This is a genomic window from Streptomyces sp. NPDC002730 (genome assembly GCF_042888805.1).
Lineage (GTDB): Bacteria > Actinomycetota > Actinomycetes > Streptomycetales > Streptomycetaceae > Streptomyces.
This window is the reverse complement of record NZ_JBIAQG010000013.1, coordinates 155,234-178,018: the sequence shown is the minus strand read 5'-3', so window position 1 is coordinate 178,018 and position 22,785 is coordinate 155,234. Positions and strand designations below refer to the sequence as shown.

Sequence of the window (22,785 nt, the reverse complement as noted above, 5' to 3'; positions counted from 1 at the left end):
GCCCGTATCCGGGCCGCCCTGGCAAACGCCGGGTGTCCAGGTGTGGCACGCTCGTCTGCATGACGGCCCCTGATACCAACCCCGGCGGCTTCGGCAGCGCTGGCAGCCCCGTACGCATCGAAGGTCCCTGGACCCACCGCGACGTGGCGGCCAACGGTGCGCGCTTCCACATCGCCGAGATGGGCGACGGGCCGCTGGTGCTGCTGCTCCACGGCTTTCCGCAGTTCTGGTGGACGTGGCGGCATCAGCTGACCGCGCTCGCCGACGCGGGGTTCCGGGCGGTGGCGATGGATCTGCGGGGCGTGGGCGGCAGCGACCGTACGCCGCGGGGCTACGACCCCGCGAACCTCGCGCTCGACATCACGGGCGTGGTGCGCTCGCTGGGCGAGCCGGACGCGGCGCTGGTCGGGCACGACCTGGGCGGGTATCTGGCGTGGACCGCGGCGGTGATGCGGCCGAAGCTGGTGCGCCGGCTCGCGGTCTCCTCGATGCCGCATCCGCGGCGGTGGCGCTCGGCGATGCTCTCCGACTTCTCGCAGAGCCGCGCGGGTTCGTACATCTGGGGCTTCCAGCGGCCGTGGCTTCCGGAGCGTCAGCTCGTCGCGGACGACTCGGCCTTGGTGGGCAAGCTGATCCAGGACTGGTCGGGGCCGCAGCTGCCGGACGAGGATGCGGTCGGGGTCTACCGGCGGGCGATGAGCATCCCGTCGACGGCGCACTGCTCGATCGAGCCGTACCGCTGGATGGTGCGGTCGATGGCTCGGCCGGACGGTATCCAGTTCAACCGCCGGATGAAGCGCCCGGTGCGGGTGCCGACGCTGCATCTGCACGGCTCCTTGGACCCGGCGATGCGGACGCGCAGCGCGGCGGGGTCGGGCGAGTACGTGGAAGCGCCGTACCGCTGGCGGCTGTTCGACGGCCTGGGCCACTTCCCCCATGAGGAGGATCCGGTGGCGTTCTCGACGGAGCTCATCAACTGGCTGAAGGACCCGGAGCCGGACCGGTAGACCCGAGCCCTGGGCTCGAACGGCGGACCCGAACGCCGGGCCCGGCAGGTGGCCCGAACGCCCGGCTCGAACGCTGGACTCGAACGCTGGACCCGCCGATGGGCCCCGACCGGGACATCCCATAAACCCAATGGAACGCTTGTACTACGCACAGCCAAATGCCTGGCGCATAGGCCAATTGGCCGCCCCTGACGCGGTTACCGACCATGGCGCACGGGCACACGTCGATACATGGGCTGGACGCACGACTACGGTGACGCAGCACGCAACCGCCGCTCGGCCGCTGGGCCGATCACCCACGAGAGGGGTGGCCCTCAAGGTGCGGGCCATGAGCATCCGGGGCAGGGGATCGGCATTCCCCACATCCTGAGGCGCCGGGCCCGCTGGGTCTCGGCGCGATTGCGGCATACCCGCGCCTGACGCCCGGTTCCGCCTCCACACCGCCGCTACAGAACGCCGCTACAGCGCGCATCCCTGGCTGTCGACCTGCTGGTTGGCGGTCAGGCCGCGTGTGATGTCGTCGCGGATCTCGTCGGCCGTCAGGGCGTAACCGGTGTCCGCGTCGTCCAGTGACCTGGCGAAGATGACGCCGTACACCTTGCCGTCCGGCGTGAGCAGCGGGCCGCCGGAGTTGCCCTGACGGACCGTCGTGAAGAGCGAGTAGACATCGCGGCGCACGGTGCCGCGACGGTAGATGTCGGGGCCGTTGGCGTTGATCCGGCCGCGGACACGGGCCGAGCGGACGTCGTACGAGCCGTTCTCCGGGAAGCCCGCGACGATCGCGCTGTTGCCGCTGCGCGCGTCCGTCTCGCTGAACCTGAGCGGCTGCGCCTTGAGGTCGGGGACGTCCAGTACGGCAATGTCGCGCTGCCAGTCGTAGAGGACGACCTTCGCGTCGTACAGCTTGCCCTCGCCGCCGATCTGCACGGTCGGCTCGTTGACACCGCCGACGACATGGGCGTTGGTCATCACTCGGCGGTCGGAGAAGACAAAGCCGCTGCCTTCGAGGACCTTGCCGCAGCTCGGAGCCGTACCGACGACCTTGACGATGGACTGCTGGGCGCGGGCGGCGACCGGGCTGCCCGCGAGCGCCGGGTCCGGGGCCTGGACCTCGGTGATGGGCTCGTTGGCGAACGGGCTGAAGACCTGCGGGAAGCCGTTCTGCGCGAGGACGGAGGAGAAGTCCGTGAACCAGGTGTTGGCCTGACTGGGCATCACCCTGGAGACGCCGAGCAGCACCTTGGAGTTACGGACCTCCTTGCCGAGCGTGGGCAGGGACGTGCCCGCCAGCGCGGAGCCGATCAGCCAGGCGACCAGCAGCATCGCAACCACATTGACCAGCGCGCCACCGGTCGCGTCCAGCGCGCGGGCGGGCGACCACGTGATGAACCGGCGCAGTCTGTTGCCGAGGTGGGTGGTGAAGGCCTGGCCTATCGAGGCACAGACGATCACGATCACCACGGCGACGATCGCGGCCGTCGTCGACACATCGGAATCGTTGGTCAACTGGCCCCAGATGACGGGGAGCAGATAGACCGCGACGAGGCCGCCGCCGAGGAAACCGATCACCGACAGGATGCCGACGACGAAACCCTGGCGATAGCCGACGATCGCGAACCACACGGCGGCGACCAGCAACAGGATGTCCAGCACGTTCACCGTCAATAGCCTCGCAGTCGTTCGTCGCTCCGTCCGGCTGGAGCGGCTGAGGTTCACACTGTCATGAGCGCCAGTCCAAGGGGACCTGCTTGGAGCGGTCCCATGGTCTCTCCCATCCGGCGAAATGCAGGATCCGGTCGATGACACCGGCGGTGAAACCCCAGACCAGAGCCCCTTCGACCATAAACGCCGGCCCGCTGTGACCGCTCGGATGCACGGCGGTCGCGCGGTTGGACGGGTCCGTGAGATCCGCCACGGGCACCGTGAAGACCCTCGCGGTCTCCGCAGGATCGACAGCTCCGACAGGACTCGGGATGCGCCACCAACCCAATACGGGCGTGACAACGAAACTGCTCACCGGGATGTAGAGCCTGGGCAGGACGCCGAAGATCTGGACACCGGCCGGGTCGAGGCCGGTCTCCTCCTCGGCTTCGCGGAGCGCGGCGCGCAGCGGGCCCGTGGTGGCCGGGTCGCCGTCCTCCGGGTCGAGGGCGCCGCCCGGGAAGGAGGGCTGCCCCGGGTGCGAGCGGAGGCTTCCCGCGCGCTCCATGAGGAGCAGCTCGGGGCCGTTGGCGCCCTCGCCCAGGAGGATCAGGACGGCGGACTGCCTGCCCCGGCCGCTCTCGGGCGGCAGAAAGCGGCTGAGCTGCTCCGGCTCGACGGTGCGGGCGGCGCGCACGACCGGGTCGAGCCATTCGGGCAGACCTTCGGTCGTGACGGCGACATCGCCGTCGTATCGCCCGTCGTAGCTCTTCTCGTACGTCTTGCCGGACGTCTCGTCGTAGGTCTTTCCGTACGTCTCGTCCTGTGTCTTGTCCTGCGTCTTGTCGTACGTCTCTTCTCCCGCGCGCGTCATCGGCATCCCCTCGTGCACAACGCCTCGGGGCGCGTGGATCGTTCCGTGAGTCGTCCGGCGTGCGGCTCGGGGCGTGGCGTCACCCGGCTGCCCCCAGGGGCGGCGCGGACTTGCCCGGGTAGTCCGGGGGCGGGCTCAGCCGCTGGCCCGGCTGGCCGCCCAGCTCGTACTTGAGAAGCTTCTTCGCCTTCTCGGGGTCCGTCTCGCCCTCCCCGTACGACGGGCAGAGGTGCGCGATGGGACAGGCGCCGCAGGCCGGCTTGCGGGCGTGGCAGATACGGCGGCCATGGAAGATGATCCGGTGCGAGAGCATCGTCCACTCGGACTTCGGGAAGATCGCGGCGATCTCCGCCTCGACCTTCTCCGGGTCCTCCTGCTCGGTCCACTTCCAGCGGCGCACCAGGCGGCCGAAGTGCGTGTCGACAGTGAGACCCGCTACACCGAATGCATTGCCCAGGACCACATTTGCCGTCTTGCGTCCGACACCGGGCAGGGTCACCAGATCCTTCAGCCGGCCCGGAACCTCGCCGCCGAAGTTGTCCCGGAGGGCGGCGGACAGGCCGATGAGGGCTTTCGCCTTGGCCCGGAAGAAGCCCGTCGGGCGGATGATCTCCTCCAGCTCCTCGGGCACGGCGGCGGCCATGTCCTCGGGCGTGGGGTACTTCGCGAAGAGTGCGGGCGTGGTCTGGTTCACCCTCAGGTCGGTCGTCTGGGCGGACAGGACCGTGGCGACGAGCAGCTGAAAGGGATTGACGAAGTCCAGCTCCGGGTGGGCGTACGGATAGACCTCGGCGAGCTCCCGGTTGATCCGGCGCGCGCGACGGACCATCCCCAATCTTGATTCCGGTTTGGGCGTTTTGTTCGGTTTCTTAGGGCTGGGCGAGGACTGTTCGCCCACAGCGGAATTCTGCTTTCCGGACACTCTTCCAGCCCCCTTGGCCTGCACTCTCACCGGCGAATTGGACACCCGGCCAGCCTAAGGGGCCCCACTGACATCCGCCGCGGTCACGAGCAATCAGGACCCAATCGGGCCCCCGCCGCACGAACAGGCACTCCAGTGCGTCAAACTTGTTGTGATTGATCGCACGAATATTTACTTGCCGGGGGTCCGGGGGTTGCCTCCGGACTAGCACTGCGCGGTCCGGCATCATGGGGCCACGGTCCCTGAGCAGGTCGACAAGGAGAGAACTCGTGGACGACGTTCTGCGGCGCGCCCCGCTCTTCGCGGCGCTCGATGACGAGCAGGCCGCGGAGCTCCGCGCCTCGATGAGTGAAGTGACGCTCGCCCGTAGCGATGCGCTCTTCCACGAGGGCGACCCCGGCGACCGCCTCTACGTGGTCACCGAAGGCAAGGTCAAGCTCCACCGCACGTCCCCCGACGGCCGCGAGAACATGCTCGCCGTCCTCGGCCCGGGCGAGCTGATCGGTGAGCTGTCCCTCTTCGACCCGGGCCCGCGTACCGCGACCGCCACCGCGCTGACCGAGGTCAAGCTCCTCGGCCTCGGCCACGGCGATCTGCAGCCCTGGCTGAACGTCAGGCCCGAGGTGGCCACGGCCCTGCTGCGCGCCGTCGCCCGCCGACTGCGCAAGACCAACGACCAGATGTCCGACCTGGTCTTCTCCGACGTCCCGGGCCGCGTGGCCCGCGCGCTCCTCGACCTGTCGCGCCGCTTCGGTGTGCAGTCGGAGGAGGGCATCCACGTCGTGCACGATCTGACGCAGGAAGAGCTGGCCCAGCTGGTCGGCGCCTCCCGCGAGACCGTGAACAAGGCGCTCGCGGACTTCGCGCAGCGCGGCTGGCTGCGGCTGGAGGCGCGTGCGGTGATCCTGCTGGACGTGGAGCGCCTCGCGAAGCGCTCGCGCTAGTCACCGGACACGCGCCAGTCACCAGGCACGCGCTGGTCACCAGACATACGGCAAGGGCCGCCCCGGTCGACTCCGGGGCGGCCCTTCTCGTACCTGCGCTCGTACGTACGCGAGATGTCAGTTCTTGGTGCCGTCCACGATCAGCGGGTTCCCCGAGCCGCCACCGCACGGCACGGCGTACACCGGGTGCTTCGCGGCCGCCTCCTTGAACGCCTCGATGCACTGGTTCGTCAGCACCTTGTCGCTGAGCGAGTCGTTCAGGATCTTGTTGGCCTTGGCGATGCCCTCGGCCTCGATCCTGCGCCGCTCGGCCTCCGCCTTCGCCGTGCGCGCCGCCTCGGTCGCCCGCTCGGTGGCCTGCTGCTGCTGGATCTTACGGTCGATCTGGTCCTGCAGCCGGTCGGACGGCTTCACATTGCGCAGGTTGACGGTGGTGACGTCGATTCCGCGCGGGGCGAGGCGCTCCTTGATCAGATCACCGATCTCGCTGTTGATCTTCTCGCGGGCGGAGCTGTAGCCCTCCTCGCTGGTGTGGCGGGCGAAGACATTGCGAATGATCTCCCGACTGTCCGGGAAGACCAGCCGCTGCTGGATGGCGCCCTCGCTGCCGGCGAGCTTGTAGAGCTCGATGGCCTTGGTCGGGGTCACCGCCCACTTCACGGTGATCTCCACGTACATCACACCGCCCTGCGAGGAGCGCACCTCGACAACGTCCTTGTCGGAGAGGTTGAGGTCCACCGGTCGGGTGGAGAACGTGGTGACGTCGGTGAACGGCGACGTGAAGTTCATCCCCGGGGTCATGGGCGTGCCGACCCTGCCGAAGGTGACCGGGACGCCGACCTCGTACGCGCTGACGATGTGCACGCAACTGGAGACGCCGGCGAACAGGCCGGCTATCAGCGCGCCGAGGGCACCCAGCTTGAGGCCGCGGATCTCGCCGCCGCGGGCGACGAAATACATCACAGCCGCGGCGATGATGAGCACGATGAACAGGACAAACACGGTGGTCCCCCCAGGGACGGGGCCGGGCAGCGCAGGCCCCGGAAGTAGCGGATGCCAGAAGTAAGCGGAGCGTAAAGCATGGGTCAATTCATCGAGCGTGAGGGGTCGCTCGGGCTGCTCCTAGCCCTGTTCTCCTGGTCCCGTTCTCCTAGCCCTGTTCTCCTAGCCCTGTTCGATCAGGCCGTGCTCGCGCAGATACTCCAGCTGTGCCCGCACCGACAGCTCGGCGGCCGGCCAGAGCGACCTGTCCACGTCCGCGTAGACATGCGCGACCACCTCGGCCGCGGTGAGGTGGCCGTTCTCGACGGCTGTCTCCACCTGGGCAAGGCGGTGCGCGCGGTGCGCCAGATAGAACTCGACCGCGCCCTGGGCGTCGTCGAGTACGGGGCCGTGGCCGGGCAGCACCGTATGCACGCCGTCGTCGACCGTGAGCGAGCGCAGCCGGCGGAGGGAATCGAGGTAGTCGCCGAGCCTCCCGTCCGGGTGCGCGACGAGAGTCGTGCCGCGCCCGAGGACCGTGTCACCGGTCAGCACCGCCCGGTCCGCGGGGAGGTGGAAGCAGAGCGAGTCGGAGGTGTGGCCGGGCGTGGGGACGACCCGCATCTCGAGCCCGCCGGTGGTGATGACGTCCCCGGCGGCGAGCCCTTCGCCACCGAGCCGCAGCGCAGGGTCGAGGGCGCGGACGTGCGTACGCGTCAGCTCGGCGAAGCGCGCGGCGCCCTCGGCGTGGTCGGGATGGCCGTGGGTGAGGAGGGTGAGCGCGACCCGCTTGCCCGCCTTCTCGGCGGTGGCGATGACGGCCTGGAGGTGTATGTCGTCGAGGGGCCCGGGGTCGATGACGACGGCGAGCTCGGAGTCGGGCTCGGAGACGATCCAGGTGTTGGTGCCGTCGAGGGTCATCGCGGAGGCATTGGGTGCGAGGACATTGACGGCACGGACGGTGGCGGGCCCGGAGAGCACACCACCACGGGGCTGCCCGGGCAGCGAAGCGGCGTCGGTCATCGGGCACCTCCGGGATGGCTGGCGGTTACGGTGAGCGGCTCTGCGGCGTGGCGGTGCGAAGCGGGGCGGGGCGGTGCGTGGCGCCGCGAAGGGTGGCGCCGCGACAGGAGCGACTGCGCCGCACATCCGGCGCGGCCCGCAGCCGACGCCCGCAGGCGCTCATCGCCACGCCGCGGCACCAGCAACTCCACACCACACCCGGCGCAAGGCGCCGCGTGCCTCCCGCGCACTGTCAGCCGTGCCGAACCGCCCCGTGTCACTGCGCGCCATCCCTCGTCGGGATGTGCTTCGTGAATTCGTCGTGCCCCGGCCAGCTCAGCACCAGTTCCCCGCCCTCCAGCCGCGCCTGGGCCAGGATCGGGGTCAGGTCCTGCTCCCCCGCCGCTGCCAGCGCCGAGGCCGCCGTGGCGTACGGCTGCAGCGCCCGCAGCGTGGAGACCGTCGGCGGCATCATCAGCAGGTCGCCCTTGTCGTAGCCCGCCGTCGCCTCCTGCGGGCGGATCCAGACCGCGCGGTCCGCCTCCGTGGAGGCGTTGCGTGTCCGCTGGCCCTCCGGGAGAGACGCCACGAAGAACCATGTGTCGTACCGGCGCGGCTCGAACTCCGGAGTGATCCAGCGTGCCCACGCACCCAGCAGGTCCGAGCGCAGCACCAGACCCCGGCGGTCCAGGAAGTCCGCGAAGGACAGGTCCCGGTCGACCAGTGCCTGGCGGTCCGCCTCCCAGTCGTCGCCCGTCGTGTCGCCGACGACCGTGTCGGGCGTCGGGCCCGCGAGCAGGACGCCCGCCTCCTCGTACGTCTCCCGCACCGCCGCGCACACGATGGCCTGGGCCTCGGCAGGACCGGTGCCCAGACGGGACGACCAGGCGGTCAGCGCCGGGCCCGCCCACCGCACCAGGTGATCGTCGTCGCGTTCGTCCACGCCGCCGCCCGGATACACGTACGCGCCTCCGGCGAAAGCCATGGAGGCACGTCGGCGCAGCATGTGCACGGCAGGGCCGTCCACCGTGTCGCGCAGCAGCATCACGGTCGCCGCCCGCTTCGGCGCCACCGCGGTGAGCTCACCGCTCGCGAGCGCGCGAATCCGGTCCGGCCACTCCGGCGGGTACCACTGACCATTGGACATGGGCGGATGCTATGCGCATCCGCCGTGATGTTCGAGGGGCGGCCGGTGAAACGGGCCGCCCCTCGAACACTCAGGTACCGGCGTTTGAGCTACCGCGCAGCTTCACATTCGCGGTGCTCGCGTTCTTGATCGCCGTCTCGATCTGGGCCATCGTCGAGCCCGAGGTCAGCCCGGGCACGGTCGCCGCGTTCACCGCGTACAGCGTGAAGGTGTACGGGTGCGTGGAGCCGCCCGGACACGGGCCGAAGAACTGCTGCGAGTTCGCCCCGCTGCCCATCGCCTTCTGCTTCGCACCGTCCTGGCCCGGGACATTGAAGCCGGACCCCAGCGCCTCCGGAAGCGAGAGCTTCGACGCCGGTACGTCCCAGATCGCCCAGTGCAGTTTGTTGCCGTTGTTGGCGATATCGGCGAAGACGATCGCATAGCTCTTCGCCGCGGAACCTCCCGCGCCCCACGCAAGCGGCGGCGACGGATCCTGGCCCGCAGTGCCGTCCCCTGCGCAGGTGTACTTCGCCGGGATATTGGCGTTGTCGTTGAAGGCAGTGCTGGTCAGCTTGAAATCGCCGGGCTGCGGATTGCCGCCCGAGTAGACGATGTCGATCAGCAGGACCCGGTCGTTGCCGTTGGTGCCGTCCTTGTCCGTCGACGTGGTGAGCCAGATGTCGCCGTCATGGTCGACCTCGACCGTACGAAGCCGGTCGTACGTCCCCTGGAAGTACGTCTTCTGCTCGACCAGGTTGCTGCTGGAGTCGATGCGCAGCCGGTAGACGCGCTGGCCGACGGTGGTGGCGACAAAGACATAGTCGTTGATGATCGTCAGGCCACTGGGTGAGGCCTGACTGGTCGGCCAGGTCTTCTTGGGCGCGATGTAGCCGGAGCAACTGCCGCTCGTGCCCTCACAGTTGGGCCAGCCGTAGTTGCCGCCCTTCTGGATGAGGTTGACCTCGTCCATATTGCTGTTGCCGAACTCCGCCTGCCAGAGCCGGCCCTGGGAGTCGAAGTCGAGACCCTGCGGGTTGCGGTGGCCGATGCTCCAGACGGCGTTGCCGAACGGGTTGTCCGACGGAATGGTGCCGTCCGCGTTGATGCGCAGGATCTTGCCGTTGAGCGAGTTCTTGTCCTGCGCCCGGCTGCCGCTCTGCGCGTCGCCCATGGAGGCGTACAGCTTGCCGTCGGGGCCGAAGCGCAGTCGGCCGCCGTTGTGGAAGCGGCTCTTCTCCATGCCCTGGAGCAGGATCTTGTAGTCGCTCAGCGCGTTGTTCTCGTACTTCATCCGCACGATGCGGTTGCCCTCGGCTGCGGTGTGGGTGAAGTAGACGTAGTGGTCGGTGTTGAAGCTGGGACTGATCTCGATTCCCAGCAGACCGCCCTCGCCGCCCGTGGTCACGGCATTGGGAACCTTGCCGATCAGCGTCTTCTGGCCGGACTTGGTCAGCTTGTAGACGTTGAAGGTGTTCCGCTCGGTGTAGACGCCGGAGCCGTCGGGCAGGAATCCCACGCCCCAAGCGACATCCACGCCGCTCGCGAGGGTGGAGACCGTGCCCGGGTCGGGGACGCCGCCGGGCTGGCTGCCGCCGGTGGTGACGGTGATCTCCGGGCTGAACTCCGACTTGTTGCCCTTCAGGTCGAAGGCCCTGACCTTGAACCTGTACGCGGTGTTGGCCTTCAGGCCCGCGATGGTCGTCGAGGTGGAGTCGGAGGTTCCGGCGGCCGCGCCGTCGCGGTAGATGTCGTACCCGGTGACCTTCACATTGTCCGTGGAGGCGTTCCAGGCGAGGTCGACACTGGTCGCGGTCTTGCCGGGGGAGCGCAGATTGCCCGGAATGCTCGGCGCCTCGTTGTCCGGCGGTGCGGGCAGCGTCGCGATGGTGACGGCGTTGCTCGCGGCCGAGACATTGGCGGCGGCGTCACGAGCGAAGACGGTCCAGTCGTACGACGTCTCGGGGTTGAGGTTCTCCACCGTGGCGGCGAGGGTGCCGCCGTCGACCTGCTTCATCAGCTGGCCGTGCTGGTAGATGTCGTAGCCGACGACCTTGACGTTGTCGGTGGACGCGTCCCAGGCCAGCGAGACGGTGCTCGCCGTCGGCTCCTTGTCCTTGCGCAGGTTCGTGGGCGGGGTCGGCTTCTCCGTATCGGCCGGCCCGCTCGCGGTGACGGTGAGCTTGTCCAGGTTGGGGCCGTCGCCCGCGACCGTGGTGGCGCGGATCTTGTTGCTGCCCGCCTTGAGTGCCGCGTTGGCGGTGGCGGTCTTCCAGGTGGTCCAGGCTCCGGTGCCGGGGAACGCGAGGTCGTCGGCGACGCTGGTGCCGTTCACGGTGATGTCCAGCGGACGGCTTGCGGCGGTGCCGTTGGCGTAGCGGAAGTCCAGTTTGGCGTTGGCCGCCTGCGCGGAGTCGACGGTGAACTCCACGTACGCGCCTGTCACGGCGTTGTAGTTGACGAAACCAGTGCCGGAGTGACCGGCGTGGTTGGACTCGACGACGCCCTGGGAGATCGCCCCGGCTTCTGCCTCGTAGTCCGTGCCGGCCTGTCCGTCAGCGGGGGTGACGTCGATGAAGTCCAGGTTGGGGCCACCCTCGGCGGCTGCGGCGGTGGCACGAACGGTGTTGGCGCCGGCCTTGAGTGCGACCGTGGTGGTCACAGTGGACCAGGTGGTCCAGGCGCCGGTGGGCTGGAAGGCCTGGTGGGGGGCGGCGACGGCTCCGTTCACGGAGATGTCCAGCGGGCGGTTGCCGGTGGTGCCGTTGGCGAAGCCGAGCGCCAGGGTGGCGTTGCCCGCCGCCGGGGCGTCCACGGTGAACTCCACATAGCCACCGGCGACATTGGTGTAGTTGACGAAACCGGTGCCGGAGAAGCCGGTGTGGTTGGACTCGGCCACGCCCTGCGAGATCCTCGCCGTTTCGGCTTCGTACCGGACGGGCGCGGCCTTGACGGCCGCCGCCCCGGGGGCGGTGGGCTGGGCATTGCTCAAGGTCGGCAGGGCCACGGTTAACGCTGCTGTGGCCGCGGCCACGAGAGCTCCGATCGCTCTGCGCGACCGGCGGGGGGTTGGTGCCACGGATCCCTCCCACTTTCGTTGGGGACGACGGGATGGAGGAGGTACACGATGTGCGGTGCGTGTGCGTGACGTTCAGATGGTTAGGAAACGTTCCTAACCGTGGACAGACCACACCCGTCGACGCGTCCACGTCAAGAGAGTTGCAGGGGAATACCAAAGACGAGTGAGGCCCCGCACTCGCCGGAAGCCGGCGGGCACGGGGCCCCACACACCACTTGAACAGGCACTTCAGCCCGGACGAGCTCCACCGAGGCGCGGCCGGGCTCCGTCAAGTCCTGAACGTGCAGTCAGTCCTGGACCAGGAGCCGGTCCTGAACGAGCAGTCAGCCCCGGGCCAGAAGTCAGCCCCGAACGAGCGAGCACTCGGTCCCGGACAAGGAGTCAGTCCTGAACGAGCTCCACCTGGATCTCGACCTCGACCGGAGCGTCCAGCGGCAGCACCGCGACACCCACCGCGCTGCGCGCGTGCACACCCTTGTCGCCGAGCACCTCGCCCAGCAGCTCGCTCGCGCCGTTGAGCACGCCGGGCTGGCCGGTGAAGTCCGCGGCCGACGCGACAAAGCCGACGACCTTCACCACTCGCGCGATCCGGTCCAGATCGCCCACGACCGACTTCACGGCCGCCAGTGCGTTCAGCGCACAGGTCCGCGCCAGCTCCTTGGCCTCCTCGGCGGTGACCTCGCCACCCACCTTGCCGGTGACCGGAAGCTTGCCCTCCACCATCGGGAGCTGGCCGGCGGTGTAGACGTACACACCGGACACCACGGCCGGCTGGTACGCGGCCAGCGGCGGCACGACATCCGGCAGCGTCAGCCCGAGTTCGGCGAGCTTCCTGTCGACAACGCCACTCATGCCTTCTCCCGCTTCAGATAGGCCACCAGCTGCTCGGGGTTGTTCGGCCCGGGAACGACCTGGACGAGCTCCCAGCCGTCCTCGCCCCAGGTGTCCAGAATCTGCTTGGTCGCGTGCACGAGAAGGGGCACGGTCGCGTATTCCCACTTGGTCATGGAGCCGACTGTAGTCGCACCGACGGGCAGCCTCGTGCGTAGCCCGCTGCCCGACTGGTTAGGCTCGAATACGTGAGCAGGCTCCAGGTCGTCAGCGGCAAGGGCGGTACCGGTAAGACAACGGTCGCCGCCGCCCTCGCGCTCGCCCTCGCGACCGAGGGAAAGCGGACTCTCCTCGTCGAGGTCGAGGGGAGACAAGGCATCGCACAGCTCTTCGAGACAGAGGCGCTGCCGTACGAGGAGCGGAAAATCGCCGTCTCCTCCGGCGGTGGCGAGGTGTTCGCGCTGGCCATCGACGCCGAGCGGGCGCTCCTCGACTACCTCCACATGTTCTACAAACTGGGCTCGGCCGGACGCGCGCTGCAGAAGCTCGGCGCGATCGACTTCGCGACCACGGTCGCGCCGGGTGTACGGGACGTACTGCTGACCGGCAAGGCCTGCGAAGCCGTACGCCGCAAGACGAAGCAGGGCAACTACGCGTACGACTACGTGGTGATGGACGCACCGCCCACCGGCCGCATCACCCGCTTCCTGAACGTCAACGACGAGGTGGCGGGGCTGGCCAAGTTCGGCCCGATACACAATCAGGCCCAGGCCGTGATGCGCGTCCTCAAGTCACCGGAGACGGCCGTCCATCTGGTGACGCTGCTGGAGGAGATGCCGGTCCAGGAGACCGCGGACGGTGTCGCCGAACTTCGGGCCGCCAAGCTCCCGGTCGGCAAGGTGATCGTGAACATGGTGCGGCCGCACATCCTCGACGAGGAGGCGGTGCGCAACGCCGCCGGCGACCGGCGCGCGGACATCGCCAAGACGCTCACGACGGCCGGCGTCAGCGGCTCCGCGAAGCTCGTCACGCCGCTCCTGGAGCAGGCCAGGGACCATGCCCAGCGCGTCGAGCTGGAGCGCGAGCAGCGTGCCGCGCTGGATGGCCTGGAGCTGCCGTCGTACGAACTCCCCCTGCTGAGCGAGGGAGTCCACCTGGCCGGGCTCTACCAACTGGCGAAGGAACTGCGGAAGCAAGAGGCTGCCTCATGACCCTGGACGCGTCGGCCCCGCTCGAGATCGACCCGCTCATCGACAATCCGGCCACCCGCATCATCGTGTGCTGCGGCGCCGGCGGCGTCGGCAAGACGACGACCGCGGCGGCTCTCGGCCTACGGGCGGCCGAGCGCGGTCGCAAGGTGGTCGTCCTGACCATCGACCCGGCCCGCAGGCTCGCCCAGTCCATGGGCATCGACTCCCTCGACAACACCCCGCGCAGGGTCAAGGGCGTCGAGGGCGAGGGTGAACTGCACGCCATGATGCTGGACATGAAGCGGACCTTCGACGAGATCGTCGAGGCGCACGCGGACGGCGAGCGGTCCCGCGCGATCCTGGAGAACCCCTTCTACCAGTCCCTGTCGGCCGGTTTCGCGGGCACGCAGGAGTACATGGCGATGGAGAAGCTGGGGCAGCTGCGCGCCCGCGACGAGTGGGATCTGATCGTCGTCGACACCCCGCCGTCGCGCTCGGCGCTGGACTTCCTGGACGCGCCCAAGCGTCTCGGATCGTTCCTGGACGGCAAGTTCATCAAGCTGCTGATGGCTCCGGCGAAGATGGGCGGCCGGGCCGGGATGAAGTTCCTGAATGTCGGCATGTCGATGATGACGGGGACGCTGGGCAAGCTGCTGGGCGGTCAACTCCTGCGCGACGTACAGACCTTCGTGGCCGCGATGGACACCATGTTCGGCGGCTTCCGCACCCGCGCGGACGCGACCTACCGGCTGCTGCAGGCTCCCGGCACGGCGTTCCTGGTGGTCGCGGCACCCGAGCGGGACGCGCTGCGCGAGGCGGCGTACTTCGTGGAGCGGCTGGGGGCGGAGGAGATGCCGCTCGCCGGTCTGGTGCTCAATCGGGTCCACGGAAGCGGCGCCGCCCGGCTGTCTGCCGAGCGGGCACTTGCCGCCGCAGAAAATCTTGACGAGGGCGGCATTGTGGATCAGGAGTCCGGGAAGACTGGTGTTCGTGACGCCACGGGCGCCTCTCCCGAATCCCCGCCCGTGCAGCACACCCCCGTGGAGCCCAGCCCCGTGCAGCACACCCCCGTGGAGCCCAGCCCCGAGGACCATGAAACCCATGAAGCCCATGCCTATGACGGTCAAGGGCAGCACACCACAGAGCAGCTGACCGCAGGACTGCTGCGCCTGCACGCCGAACGGATGCAGGTGCTCGCGCGTGAACAGCGCACGCGCGACCGCTTCACCGCGCTCCACCCCGAAGTGGCGGTGGCCCAAGTGGCCGCTCTGCCCGGCGACGTACATGATCTCGCGGGGCTTCGGGCCATCGGTGACCGACTCGCGACCGGTGGTCGTACCCCGGCCGGAGCTGCGTAACGCTCGTACGAGCTATAGCGGGTGGCTACCCCACCGCCGCATATGTCTCGTATGTCTCGTCGTCGTCGAGACCCACGGGCAGTATGCCCGCGCTGCGCTCGTATTCCGTACGCGCGGTCTCGAGCAGTCTGCGCCAGGAGGTGACCGTGGGACGCCTGCGCAACAATGCGCGCCGCTCCCGCTCGGTCATCCCCCCCCACACGCCGAACTCGACGCGGTTGTCGAGCGCGTCGGCCAGGCATTCGGTCCGCACCGGGCATCCGGTGCACACCGCCTTGGCCCTGTTCTGCGCTGCCCCTTGTACGAACAGTTCATCCGGATCGGTAGTGCGGCAGGCTGCCTGCGCACTCCAGTCGGTTACCCAGCCCATGCCGGCGCCGTCCTCTCCCGAATCGAGGCTCCCCCACGGCGGCAGCGGCATATTCACCGCTACCAGTTGAGGACGTTACGGAAGGTGGGCACAGCGCAACACCCCCTTCGGGCCCAATCTTGAATGGCCCGAACGGGCTATGCGTACGCGGCAGATCACCCAGGGGAGTGAGCCGAGGGCATACGTAACTATTCCGGCAAACCGGGACAGTTCAGTTGAGTCACAACGGACTTCGGATGACGCATGAGGCGGATTCGGACAGGGGCCTGCCTCATATGGATACAGCCGAAGTTCGGGGAGGCCTTGATACGAAACCGCACTGCTGTGACAGTTGTGAGCAGCTTAGGCCAAGGCATATACGCGTGTCCGGCGAATGAGAACGTAGGCTGCCCCCATGCCAAAGAACCGCCCGGGCGGAGGTCTGACCGGGACCCAGCAGGCCGCCAAGTTCCTCGGTGTCAGCGTCCTCTCCGGAGCGGTGCTGGCAGGCATCGCCCTGCCCGCAGCCGGTGCGCTGGGACTCGCGGCCAAGGGAACGGTCCAGGGATTCGACGAGATCCCCGCCAATCTCAAGACTCCGCCGCTGAGTCAGCGCACCACCATCCTCGACTCCAAGGGCGGCCAGATCGCCACGGTCTACTCGCGTGACCGCACGGTCGTCCCGCTCAAGGACATCTCGCCGTACATGCAGAAGGCGATCGTCGCGATCGAGGACTCGCGCTTCTACGAGCACGGGGCGGTCGACCTCAAGGGTGTACTGCGCGCGCTCAACCGCAACGCCCAGTCGGGCGGGGTCTCCCAGGGCGCGTCCACCCTCACTCAGCAGTATGTGAAGAACGTCTTCGTCGAGGAGGCCGGCGACAACGCCGACAAGGTCGCCCAGGCCACTCAGCAGACGCTCGGCCGGAAGATCCAGGAACTCAAGTACGCGATCCAGGTCGAGGAAGAGCTCGGGAAGAAGAAGATCCTCGAGAACTACCTCAACATCACCTTCTTCGGCGAGCAGGCGTACGGCATTGAGGCGGCGTCCCAGCGCTACTTCTCCAAGTCGGCCAAGAACCTGAAGTTGGAGGAGGCGGCGATGCTCGCCGGCGTCGTCCAGTCGCCGAGCCGCTACGACCCGGTCAATGACACACAGGAGGCGACCAAGCGTCGCAACACCGTGCTGCAGCGCATGGCCCAGGTCCGCGACATCTCGCAGGCGGAGGCGGACCGGGCGAAAGCCACCCCGATCACCCTGAAGATCAGCAAGCCGAAGAACGGCTGCATCACGGCCGTCAACGGCGCGGGCTTCTTCTGCGACTACGTACGCGAGGTGTTCCTCTCCGACCCGGTCTTCGGGAAGAACAAGGCGGACCGGGCCAAGCTCTGGAACCGGGGCGGCCTGACGGTCAAGACGACGCTCGACCCGCAGGCACAGAAGTCGGCACAGGAGTCGATCAAGAAGCACGTCTACCAGACGGACAGCGTCGCCACCGCGGTGACGATGGTCCAGCCGGGCAGCGGCAAGATCATGGCCATGGGCCAGTCCCGGCCGTACGGCTTCGGCAAGACCGAGACCCAGATCAACTACTCGGTCAACAAGCAGCTGGGCGGCTCGAACTACGGCTTCCCGACGGGTTCGACGTTCAAGCCCTTCGTGGCCGCGGCCGCCATAGAGCAGGGCAAGCCGCCGACACAGGTCTACCCGGCGCCGTACAAGATGCCGTATCCGGCGGTGCAGACCTGCAGCGGAAAGCCGTGGGTCAACACGGGGAACGACCAAGTGCCGAACGAGAACAAGTCGGAGGTCGGCCCGTACGCGCTCAAGGAGGCGATGGCGAAGTCGGTCAACACGTACTTCGTGCAGATGATCGCCGACATCGGCATGTGCCCGGTCATGGAGATGACGAGCAAGATGGGCGTCGTGCAGGGCAACGGCGAAAAGCTGCCCGAGGTGCCCGCGATCTCCCTGGGATCCAAGGGCTTGTCGCCGCTGACCATGGCCACCGCGTACGCGACATTCGCCAACCGCGGCACGTACTGCACCCCGACCGCCATCGAGTCCATCGCGACGGCCGACGGCAAGAGCCTGCAGGTACCGAAGAGTACCTGCGACAAGATCATGTCCGAGCGCACGGCCGACACGATAAACACGCTGCTGCGCGGAGTGATCGACTCCGGTACGGGTCAGCAGGCCGGTCTGCAGAGCCGCGACAACGCGGGCAAGACCGGAACCACGGACGCGCGGAGGAACGCCTGGTTCGTCGGCTACACCCCGAACCTCTCCGGCGCGGTATGGGTCGGCAGCCCCACGCAGCAGGTGAAGATGGAGAACATCACCATCGGCGGCGTGTGGCAGCAGAAGGTCTTCGGCGGTCAGGTCCCCGGACCGATCTGGCGGGACGCGATGACCGGGGCGCTGGACGGGCAGGCCGCTCCGCCGTTCGTCACCGTGCCGATCCCGGATCCGCCGAAGGAAGACAAGGGCAAGGGCAAGCCGGGCGGCGGCAAGCCCGGTGACAACCGCGGCCAGGGCAACGGCGGGCAGCAGCCGTGGCCCGGGATCTCGCTCCCGCCGGGTGTGATCGGCGGGAACGATCGCGGCCAGGGGAACGGCGGCGTGAACGGCGGCTGGCCGTAGCCGGTGGATGTGAAGAGGGGCCCTGGTCGAATGCGACCGGGGCCCCTCTTTCGCGTTATGTACGCGACCACGTACTCGGATCACTTGCGCGATCGGGTACGCGATACATACGCAATCAGTACGTGCGTAAGCTCGCTCAGCCCGCGAGGAGCTGCTTCACGGCCGCGGCCACCCGACCACCCTCGGCGCGACCCGCCACCTTCGGGTTCACGATCTTCATGACGGCGCCCATGGCACGCGGCCCCTCGGCACCTGCGGCCTTCGCCTCCTCGACGGCCTGCGCGACGATCGTGCGCAGCTCGTCGTCGGTCAGCTGCTTCGGCAGGTACGCGTCCAGCAGCACACCCTCCGCCTGCTCCCGCTCGGCCGACTCGGTCCGTCCGCCCTGGGCAAAGGCCTCGGCGGCCTCACGGCGCTTCTTCGCCTCCTTGGCGATCACCTTCTGCACCTCGTCGTCGGAGAGCTCGCGCGCCGTCTTGCCCGCGACCTCCTCCTTGGTGATCGCGGCGAGGGTCAGCCGGAGCGTGGAGGAGCGCAGTTCGTCGCGCGCCCTGATCGCCTCGGTGAGGTCTTCCTTCAGCTTGGACTTGAGCGTGGTCATGTCGTCCAGTGTGTCAGGTGCGGCGATGTGCACGCCCGCGCATTTCGTGGCGGCGGGCCGCCTGACCCGGCATCCGTAATGCGGCCGACACACGGCCGCCGCTCGACGGCGATGCCGACGTCGCCTCCCGGCCATCGCCCGTTGACAGTCTGCCCACGTGCTGGCCATCCGTGTCCCCGTCGTCGACACCCGCCGCTGCCAACTGCTGGGGCTGGTGGGCTCGGCAGCCCTTGCCGCGGGTGGCGCGACCGCCGGAGCGCTGCCCGTACGGGAGGCTCTCGCGCCGGGGTCCGGCCGGGCGGCGGTCGGCCTGGCCGGCGCGTACTTCGGGCTCGTACTGCTGGTCGCGGCCTGGGTTCTGCTGGGGCGCTCGATACGCGGTCCTGAACCACCGGGCCGCCGCACGCTGCTGCTCACGCTCGGGCTGTGGGCGGCACCGCTGATCGTGGCGCCACCGCTGTTCAGCCGGGACGTGTACAGCTATCTCGCCCAGGGCGCGATGGTCGACGCCCGGATCGATGTGTACGCGTACGGCCCCTCCCGGCTCGGCGGACCGCTGACCGACGAGGTGGCACCGCTGTGGCAGCACACCCCGACCCCGTACGGCCCGGTCTTTCTCGCCTGCGCCAAGGGGATAGCCGACTTCTCCCGTACCGAGGTGTCCACCGGCGTGTTCGGCATGCGGCTGGTCGCGCTGCTCGGGGTCGCCGCGATGGTCGTCTGCCTGCCCGCGCTGGCCCGGCACTGCGGGGCGGAGCCGGCCGCCGCGCTCTGGCTCGGGGCGCTCAACCCGCTGGTGCTGCTGCATCTCGTCGGCGGAGCCCACAACGACGCGATCATGCTCGGCCTGCTGGGCGCCGGTCTGGTCGCCGCGTTGGGCCGCTGGCCGATACTCGCCGCCGTACTGGTCACCCTCGCGGCCCTGGTGAAGGCGCCCGCCGCGCTGGGGCTGCTGGCCGTGGTCCTGCTCTGGGGCCGGCATCTCGGCGGCCGGGCGCGGCGGCTGAAGGCGGCGCTTGCGGTGCTCGGCGTGGCAGCGGCCACCACAGCGGCGGCGACCGCGCTGGCCGGCACGGGCTACGGGTGGATTGCCGCCCTGGACACCCCGGTATCGCCGCAGAACTGGTCGCTCACCTCGTCACTGGGCCGGATGACCAGCGCCCTGCTGGAGAACGCCGGCAGCGGACTGGCTCAATTCGCCGTGCCCGCCTGGCACTTGCTGGGACTTGCCGCCACCGCCACCGCCGTACTGATCGCCTGGCGGCGCCATCTGCCGCGCCCGGTCTACGCACTCGGGCTGAGCCTGACGGCGGTGGCCGTACTCGGACCCGCGATCCGGCCCTGGTACGTGTTGTGGGGGCTGTTCCTGATAGCCGCCGCCGGGCCCGACCGGCCGATGCGCCGGGCGGTCGCCATTGCAAGCGCGGTACTGGCCCTGGCCGTACTGCCCAGTGGATTCGCGCCGGACAGGGCGCAGCTCGCGCTGGCGACCGGCGGCGGGGTGCTGGCGGTGCTGACGATGTTGTGTGCGTACCGGATCACGGGACGTACCGCCGCCGGGGCCGGGCCTGTGGGGAGTACGGCATGACGTGGCCGCCGAGCACACGCGGACGGCTGCTGCTGGTGGTGGGGCTGGCGGCCGCCGTCGGACTCTTCCTCGCGACGGTCCCGCTGCACCGGGACTGGTTCGATCTCGGCGTCTACTACGGAGCCGTCGACAGCTGGCGCCATGGCGGGCGGATCTACGACTATCTGGTGCCGGGGACGCACTACGGCTTCACCTATCCGCCCTTCGCAGCGGTGTGCATGCTGCCGATGACGCTGGTCGACTGGCCGAGCGCGGTGGCGATCAGCGTGCTGCTCAATGTCGCCGCGGCTGCCGCCATCCTGTACTGGTCGGCCGGGGCCGTCGTCCGCCGGCAGGGCTGGAGTCGCTGGTTCGCCTTCGCTGTCGCGGGCTGTCTGTTCGCGCTGCTGGAACCGGTCCGCGACACGTTCAGTTTTGGGCAGGTCAATCTGCTGCTGCTGGCGCTGGTGCTCTCGGATGCCTGGCTGCTGTCGGTGGCCCGAGATCGATTCACGGGCCTCGGCGGACTCGCGGGCCACGGCGAAGGCGGGCGATTCACGGGGCAGGGCGAAGGGGGCCGATTCACGGGCCTCGGCAGGCTGGCGGGCGTCGGTATCGGCCTCGCCGCCGCGATCAAGCTCACTCCGGCCGTCTTCATCGGCTATCTGCTGATCACCCGGCGCTGGCGGGCCGCCGGCACCGCGGCAGCTGTCGCGAGCGGCGCCACACTGCTCGCCGTGTGGGCGGCGCCCGGCGCGTCGCGGGTGTACTGGACCGAGGCCATGTGGGACACGGACCGCGTCGGTTCGCTGGCCTATGTCTCCAACCAGTCCTGGCAGGGAGTCCTGGCGCGGCTCTCGGAACCGGCCGCCCCCAGCCGTGCGGTGTGGGCGCTCGGCGTGATGGTGCTCCTGTGCGTCTGGGCATGGCGGGCGCACCAGGCTGCCGCGGCCGGCGACGAGCAGTCGGGCTTCGCGCTGACCGGTCTCATCGCCTGCCTCATCAGCCCGGTCACCTGGGTGCACCACCTGGTCTGGCTGCTTCCGGCTCTCGCCGTACTGATCAACGCCGGACTCCGCGCGGAGCCGGGCGACCCGAGGCGACGCCGGCTGCTGACTTGGGCCGTCGCGATCTACGTCGTGCTGTGCAGCAGCGTCGTATGGCTGTGGAGCTGGGACGCCACGGGTGTCGACGGCTTCCTGGGCAGCAACACGTACGTCTGGATCTCGCTCGGCCTGCTGCTCGCCCTCCCCGTACGGGAAGTCGCGACGGAAGCGGCCGCCCGCCAATCCCTTCCCCTCGAGGGGTCTGCGACGATGGGCGCATGCGCGCACGCTTCGGAGTACCCCTTGGAATCACGGCAGTCGGCGCGGCCGGCCTCGCCTACGCCGCCGGCTTCGAGGCCCGCTCCTTCCGGCTCCGACGGCTGACGGTGCCGGTGCTGCCGCGGGGAATGCGGCCGCTGCGCGTACTCCAGCTCTCCGACATCCACATGGTGAGCGGCCAGCGCAAGAAGCGCGCCTGGCTGCAGTCCCTCGCAGGCCTGCGCCCGGACTTCATCGTCAACACCGGCGACAACCTCTCCGACCCGGACGGCGTGCCTGAGGTCGTGGACGCGCTCGGCCCGCTGATGGAGTTCCCGGGCGTCTATGTCTTCGGCTCCAACGACTACTACGGCCCCAAGCTCCGTAACCCCGCCCGCTACCTCTTGGAGAAGGCCCAGGGCCGCCACGGCCTGAACGGCAACGCACCGGCCGTCGGCGCGGTCCACAACCCGTGGGAGAACCTGCGCGACGCGTTCGACGCGGCGGGCTGGGTGGGCCTGAGCAACACCCGCGGCCGACTGAAGCTGGACGGCTACGAGCTGGCTTTCACCGGCCTCGACGACCCGCACATCAAGCGGGACCGCTACGAGGAGGTCGCGGGCGGCCCGGAGACGGGCGCCGATCTGTCGCTGGCCGTGGTCCACGCCCCGTATCTGCGCACGCTCGACGCTTTCACGGCCGACGGCTACCCCCTGATCCTGGCGGGCCACACGCACGGCGGGCAGCTGTGCATCCCCTTCTACGGGGCGCTGGTCACCAACTGCGACCTCGACACGGACCGGGTGAAGGGCCTCTCCACGCACCGGGCCGACGGAAAGGTCTCGTACCTGCATGTCTCGGCGGGCTGCGGCACCAACCGCTACACGCCGGTGCGGTTCGCGTGCCCACCGGAGGCGACGCTGCTGACGCTGACGGCGCGGGACTGAGGGGGCGGGTCAGCGGCGCTGGTGGGGGCATCGTCGTCGACGTCCGCGGGGCGTCGACGAGGGCGCGAAAACCGGATTTCGCCTCCAGGCGCGGGTGGGCTAAAGTAATCGATGTCGCCGGGACACCGGCGACATCGGGGTGTAGCGCAGCTTGGCAGCGCGCTTCGTTCGGGACGAAGAGGTCGTGGGTTCAAATCCCGCCACCCCGACAGCTGAAACACCAGGTCAGGGCCGGTGCTGAGAGATCAGCACCGGCCCTGATTTGCGTTGCGGGCCCATTTTGGGAGCCATTTGGGAGCCGACTTCGGGGAGGGGCTCCCCGGCGGCTCCCAGCAAGAGGTGTTCCGCCTCGAGTACACCTTGCGCTCCGCAAGAGTCACCCCACGGCTTGTGCCGAGGAGAGAACAGACGGTACGAC

General features: G+C 69.0%; 20 protein-coding genes and 1 tRNA gene. 10 read left to right on the top strand and 11 right to left on the bottom strand.

Features of this window, described 5'->3' with window-relative positions:
- The first annotated feature begins 59 nt into the window (after positions 1-59).
- Together ACFYXH_RS30745 and ACFYXH_RS30740 are read left to right on the top strand one after the other, a co-directional pair.
- Positions 60-1,007, top strand: a complete 948-nt coding sequence (locus tag ACFYXH_RS30745; protein ID WP_389569717.1) for an alpha/beta fold hydrolase — start codon at positions 60-62, stop codon at positions 1,005-1,007.
- Positions 1,008-1,238: 231 nt separating this feature from the next.
- Entirely contained in the window at positions 1,239-1,427 is a 189-nt protein-coding gene (locus ACFYXH_RS30740; protein ID WP_389569714.1) for a hypothetical protein, read from the top strand.
- 39 nt (positions 1,428-1,466) lie between these two features.
- Here the strand turns inward: ACFYXH_RS30740 and ACFYXH_RS30735 are convergent, their stop codons facing one another.
- The 3 genes from ACFYXH_RS30735 to nth all read right to left on the bottom strand — a co-directional run bounded on the left by ACFYXH_RS30735 (position 1,467) and on the right by nth (position 4,444).
- On the bottom strand, positions 1,467-2,666 hold the full coding sequence (locus ACFYXH_RS30735; RefSeq protein ID WP_389569711.1) for a MarP family serine protease: 1,200 nt from the start codon (positions 2,664-2,666) through the stop codon (positions 1,467-1,469).
- 61 nt (positions 2,667-2,727) lie between these two features.
- Positions 2,728-3,522, bottom strand: coding sequence for an NUDIX hydrolase (locus ACFYXH_RS30730; RefSeq protein ID WP_389569710.1), 795 nt, complete (start codon positions 3,520-3,522; stop codon positions 2,728-2,730).
- 79 nt (positions 3,523-3,601) lie between these two features.
- Complete coding sequence (gene nth / locus ACFYXH_RS30725) at positions 3,602-4,444, bottom strand: endonuclease III (RefSeq protein ID WP_389569707.1); 843 nt, start codon at positions 4,442-4,444, stop codon at positions 3,602-3,604.
- Between the two features lie 269 nt (positions 4,445-4,713).
- Here nth and ACFYXH_RS30720 point away from each other — a divergent pair, with 269 nt between their 5' ends.
- Complete coding sequence (locus ACFYXH_RS30720; protein ID WP_326651593.1) at positions 4,714-5,388, top strand: Crp/Fnr family transcriptional regulator; 675 nt, start codon at positions 4,714-4,716, stop codon at positions 5,386-5,388.
- A 117-nt stretch (positions 5,389-5,505) separates the two neighbouring features.
- Here the strand turns inward: ACFYXH_RS30720 and ACFYXH_RS30715 are convergent, their stop codons facing one another.
- From ACFYXH_RS30715 to ACFYXH_RS30690, 6 genes are all read right to left on the bottom strand, one after another.
- Positions 5,506-6,390, bottom strand: a complete 885-nt coding sequence (locus tag ACFYXH_RS30715; RefSeq protein ID WP_389569704.1) for a prohibitin family protein — start codon at positions 6,388-6,390, stop codon at positions 5,506-5,508.
- Between the two features lie 162 nt (positions 6,391-6,552).
- A complete protein-coding gene (locus ACFYXH_RS30710; protein ID WP_362677945.1) occupies positions 6,553-7,392 on the bottom strand; it encodes an MBL fold metallo-hydrolase in 840 nt (279 codons plus the stop codon).
- 256 nt (positions 7,393-7,648) lie between these two features.
- Positions 7,649-8,518, bottom strand: coding sequence for an NUDIX hydrolase (locus ACFYXH_RS30705; RefSeq protein WP_389569700.1), 870 nt, complete (start codon positions 8,516-8,518; stop codon positions 7,649-7,651).
- A 70-nt stretch (positions 8,519-8,588) separates the two neighbouring features.
- Positions 8,589-11,531, bottom strand: coding sequence for a PQQ-dependent sugar dehydrogenase (locus tag ACFYXH_RS30700; RefSeq protein ID WP_389569698.1), 2,943 nt, complete (start codon positions 11,529-11,531; stop codon positions 8,589-8,591).
- Between the two features lie 426 nt (positions 11,532-11,957).
- Complete coding sequence (locus tag ACFYXH_RS30695; protein WP_327325152.1) at positions 11,958-12,428, bottom strand: RidA family protein; 471 nt, start codon at positions 12,426-12,428, stop codon at positions 11,958-11,960.
- Entirely contained in the window at positions 12,425-12,583 is a 159-nt protein-coding gene (locus ACFYXH_RS30690) for a DUF4177 domain-containing protein (protein WP_003967454.1), read from the bottom strand. Before ACFYXH_RS30690 ends, ACFYXH_RS30695 begins: the two co-directional genes overlap by 4 nt.
- A gap of 72 nt (positions 12,584-12,655) precedes the next feature.
- On the opposite strand from ACFYXH_RS30690, the gene ACFYXH_RS30685 reads away from it, so the two are divergent.
- Positions 12,656-13,618 carry an ArsA family ATPase gene (locus tag ACFYXH_RS30685; protein ID WP_389569694.1) on the top strand — a complete coding sequence of 321 codons (963 nt, stop codon included), beginning with the start codon at positions 12,656-12,658 and terminating at the stop codon, positions 13,616-13,618.
- Positions 13,615-14,955, top strand: coding sequence for an ArsA family ATPase (locus ACFYXH_RS30680; RefSeq protein ID WP_389569691.1), 1,341 nt, complete (start codon positions 13,615-13,617; stop codon positions 14,953-14,955). The genes ACFYXH_RS30685 and ACFYXH_RS30680 overlap by 4 nt, the downstream gene beginning before the upstream one ends.
- 25 nt (positions 14,956-14,980) lie before the next feature.
- Here the strand turns inward: ACFYXH_RS30680 and ACFYXH_RS30675 are convergent, their stop codons facing one another.
- Positions 14,981-15,325 (bottom strand): WhiB family transcriptional regulator, encoded by a 345-nt coding sequence (locus tag ACFYXH_RS30675; protein ID WP_177149633.1) that lies wholly within the window; start codon positions 15,323-15,325, stop codon positions 14,981-14,983.
- 394 nt (positions 15,326-15,719) lie between these two features.
- On the opposite strand from ACFYXH_RS30675, the gene ACFYXH_RS30670 reads away from it, so the two are divergent.
- Positions 15,720-17,948 (top strand): transglycosylase domain-containing protein, encoded by a 2,229-nt coding sequence (locus ACFYXH_RS30670; protein WP_389569689.1) that lies wholly within the window; start codon positions 15,720-15,722, stop codon positions 17,946-17,948.
- 136 nt (positions 17,949-18,084) lie between these two features.
- Here ACFYXH_RS30670 and ACFYXH_RS30665 read toward each other — a convergent pair whose 3' ends face one another.
- Complete coding sequence (locus ACFYXH_RS30665; RefSeq protein WP_389569686.1) at positions 18,085-18,549, bottom strand: GatB/YqeY domain-containing protein; 465 nt, start codon at positions 18,547-18,549, stop codon at positions 18,085-18,087.
- A 157-nt stretch (positions 18,550-18,706) separates the two neighbouring features.
- On the opposite strand from ACFYXH_RS30665, the gene mptB reads away from it, so the two are divergent.
- The 4 genes from mptB (at position 18,707) to ACFYXH_RS30645 (ending at position 22,576) form a co-directional block, all read left to right on the top strand.
- Positions 18,707-20,137 carry a polyprenol phosphomannose-dependent alpha 1,6 mannosyltransferase MptB gene (gene mptB / locus ACFYXH_RS30660; protein ID WP_389569683.1) on the top strand — a complete coding sequence of 477 codons (1,431 nt, stop codon included), beginning with the start codon at positions 18,707-18,709 and terminating at the stop codon, positions 20,135-20,137.
- Entirely contained in the window at positions 20,134-21,546 is a 1,413-nt protein-coding gene (locus tag ACFYXH_RS30655) for a glycosyltransferase 87 family protein (RefSeq protein WP_389569680.1), read from the top strand. The genes mptB and ACFYXH_RS30655 overlap by 4 nt, the downstream gene beginning before the upstream one ends.
- Complete coding sequence (locus tag ACFYXH_RS30650; RefSeq protein ID WP_389569677.1) at positions 21,441-22,367, top strand: metallophosphoesterase; 927 nt, start codon at positions 21,441-21,443, stop codon at positions 22,365-22,367. Before ACFYXH_RS30655 ends, ACFYXH_RS30650 begins: the two co-directional genes overlap by 106 nt.
- 135 nt (positions 22,368-22,502) lie before the next feature.
- Positions 22,503-22,576, top strand: a tRNA-Pro gene (locus tag ACFYXH_RS30645).
- The last annotated feature ends 209 nt before the right edge of the window (positions 22,577-22,785 follow it).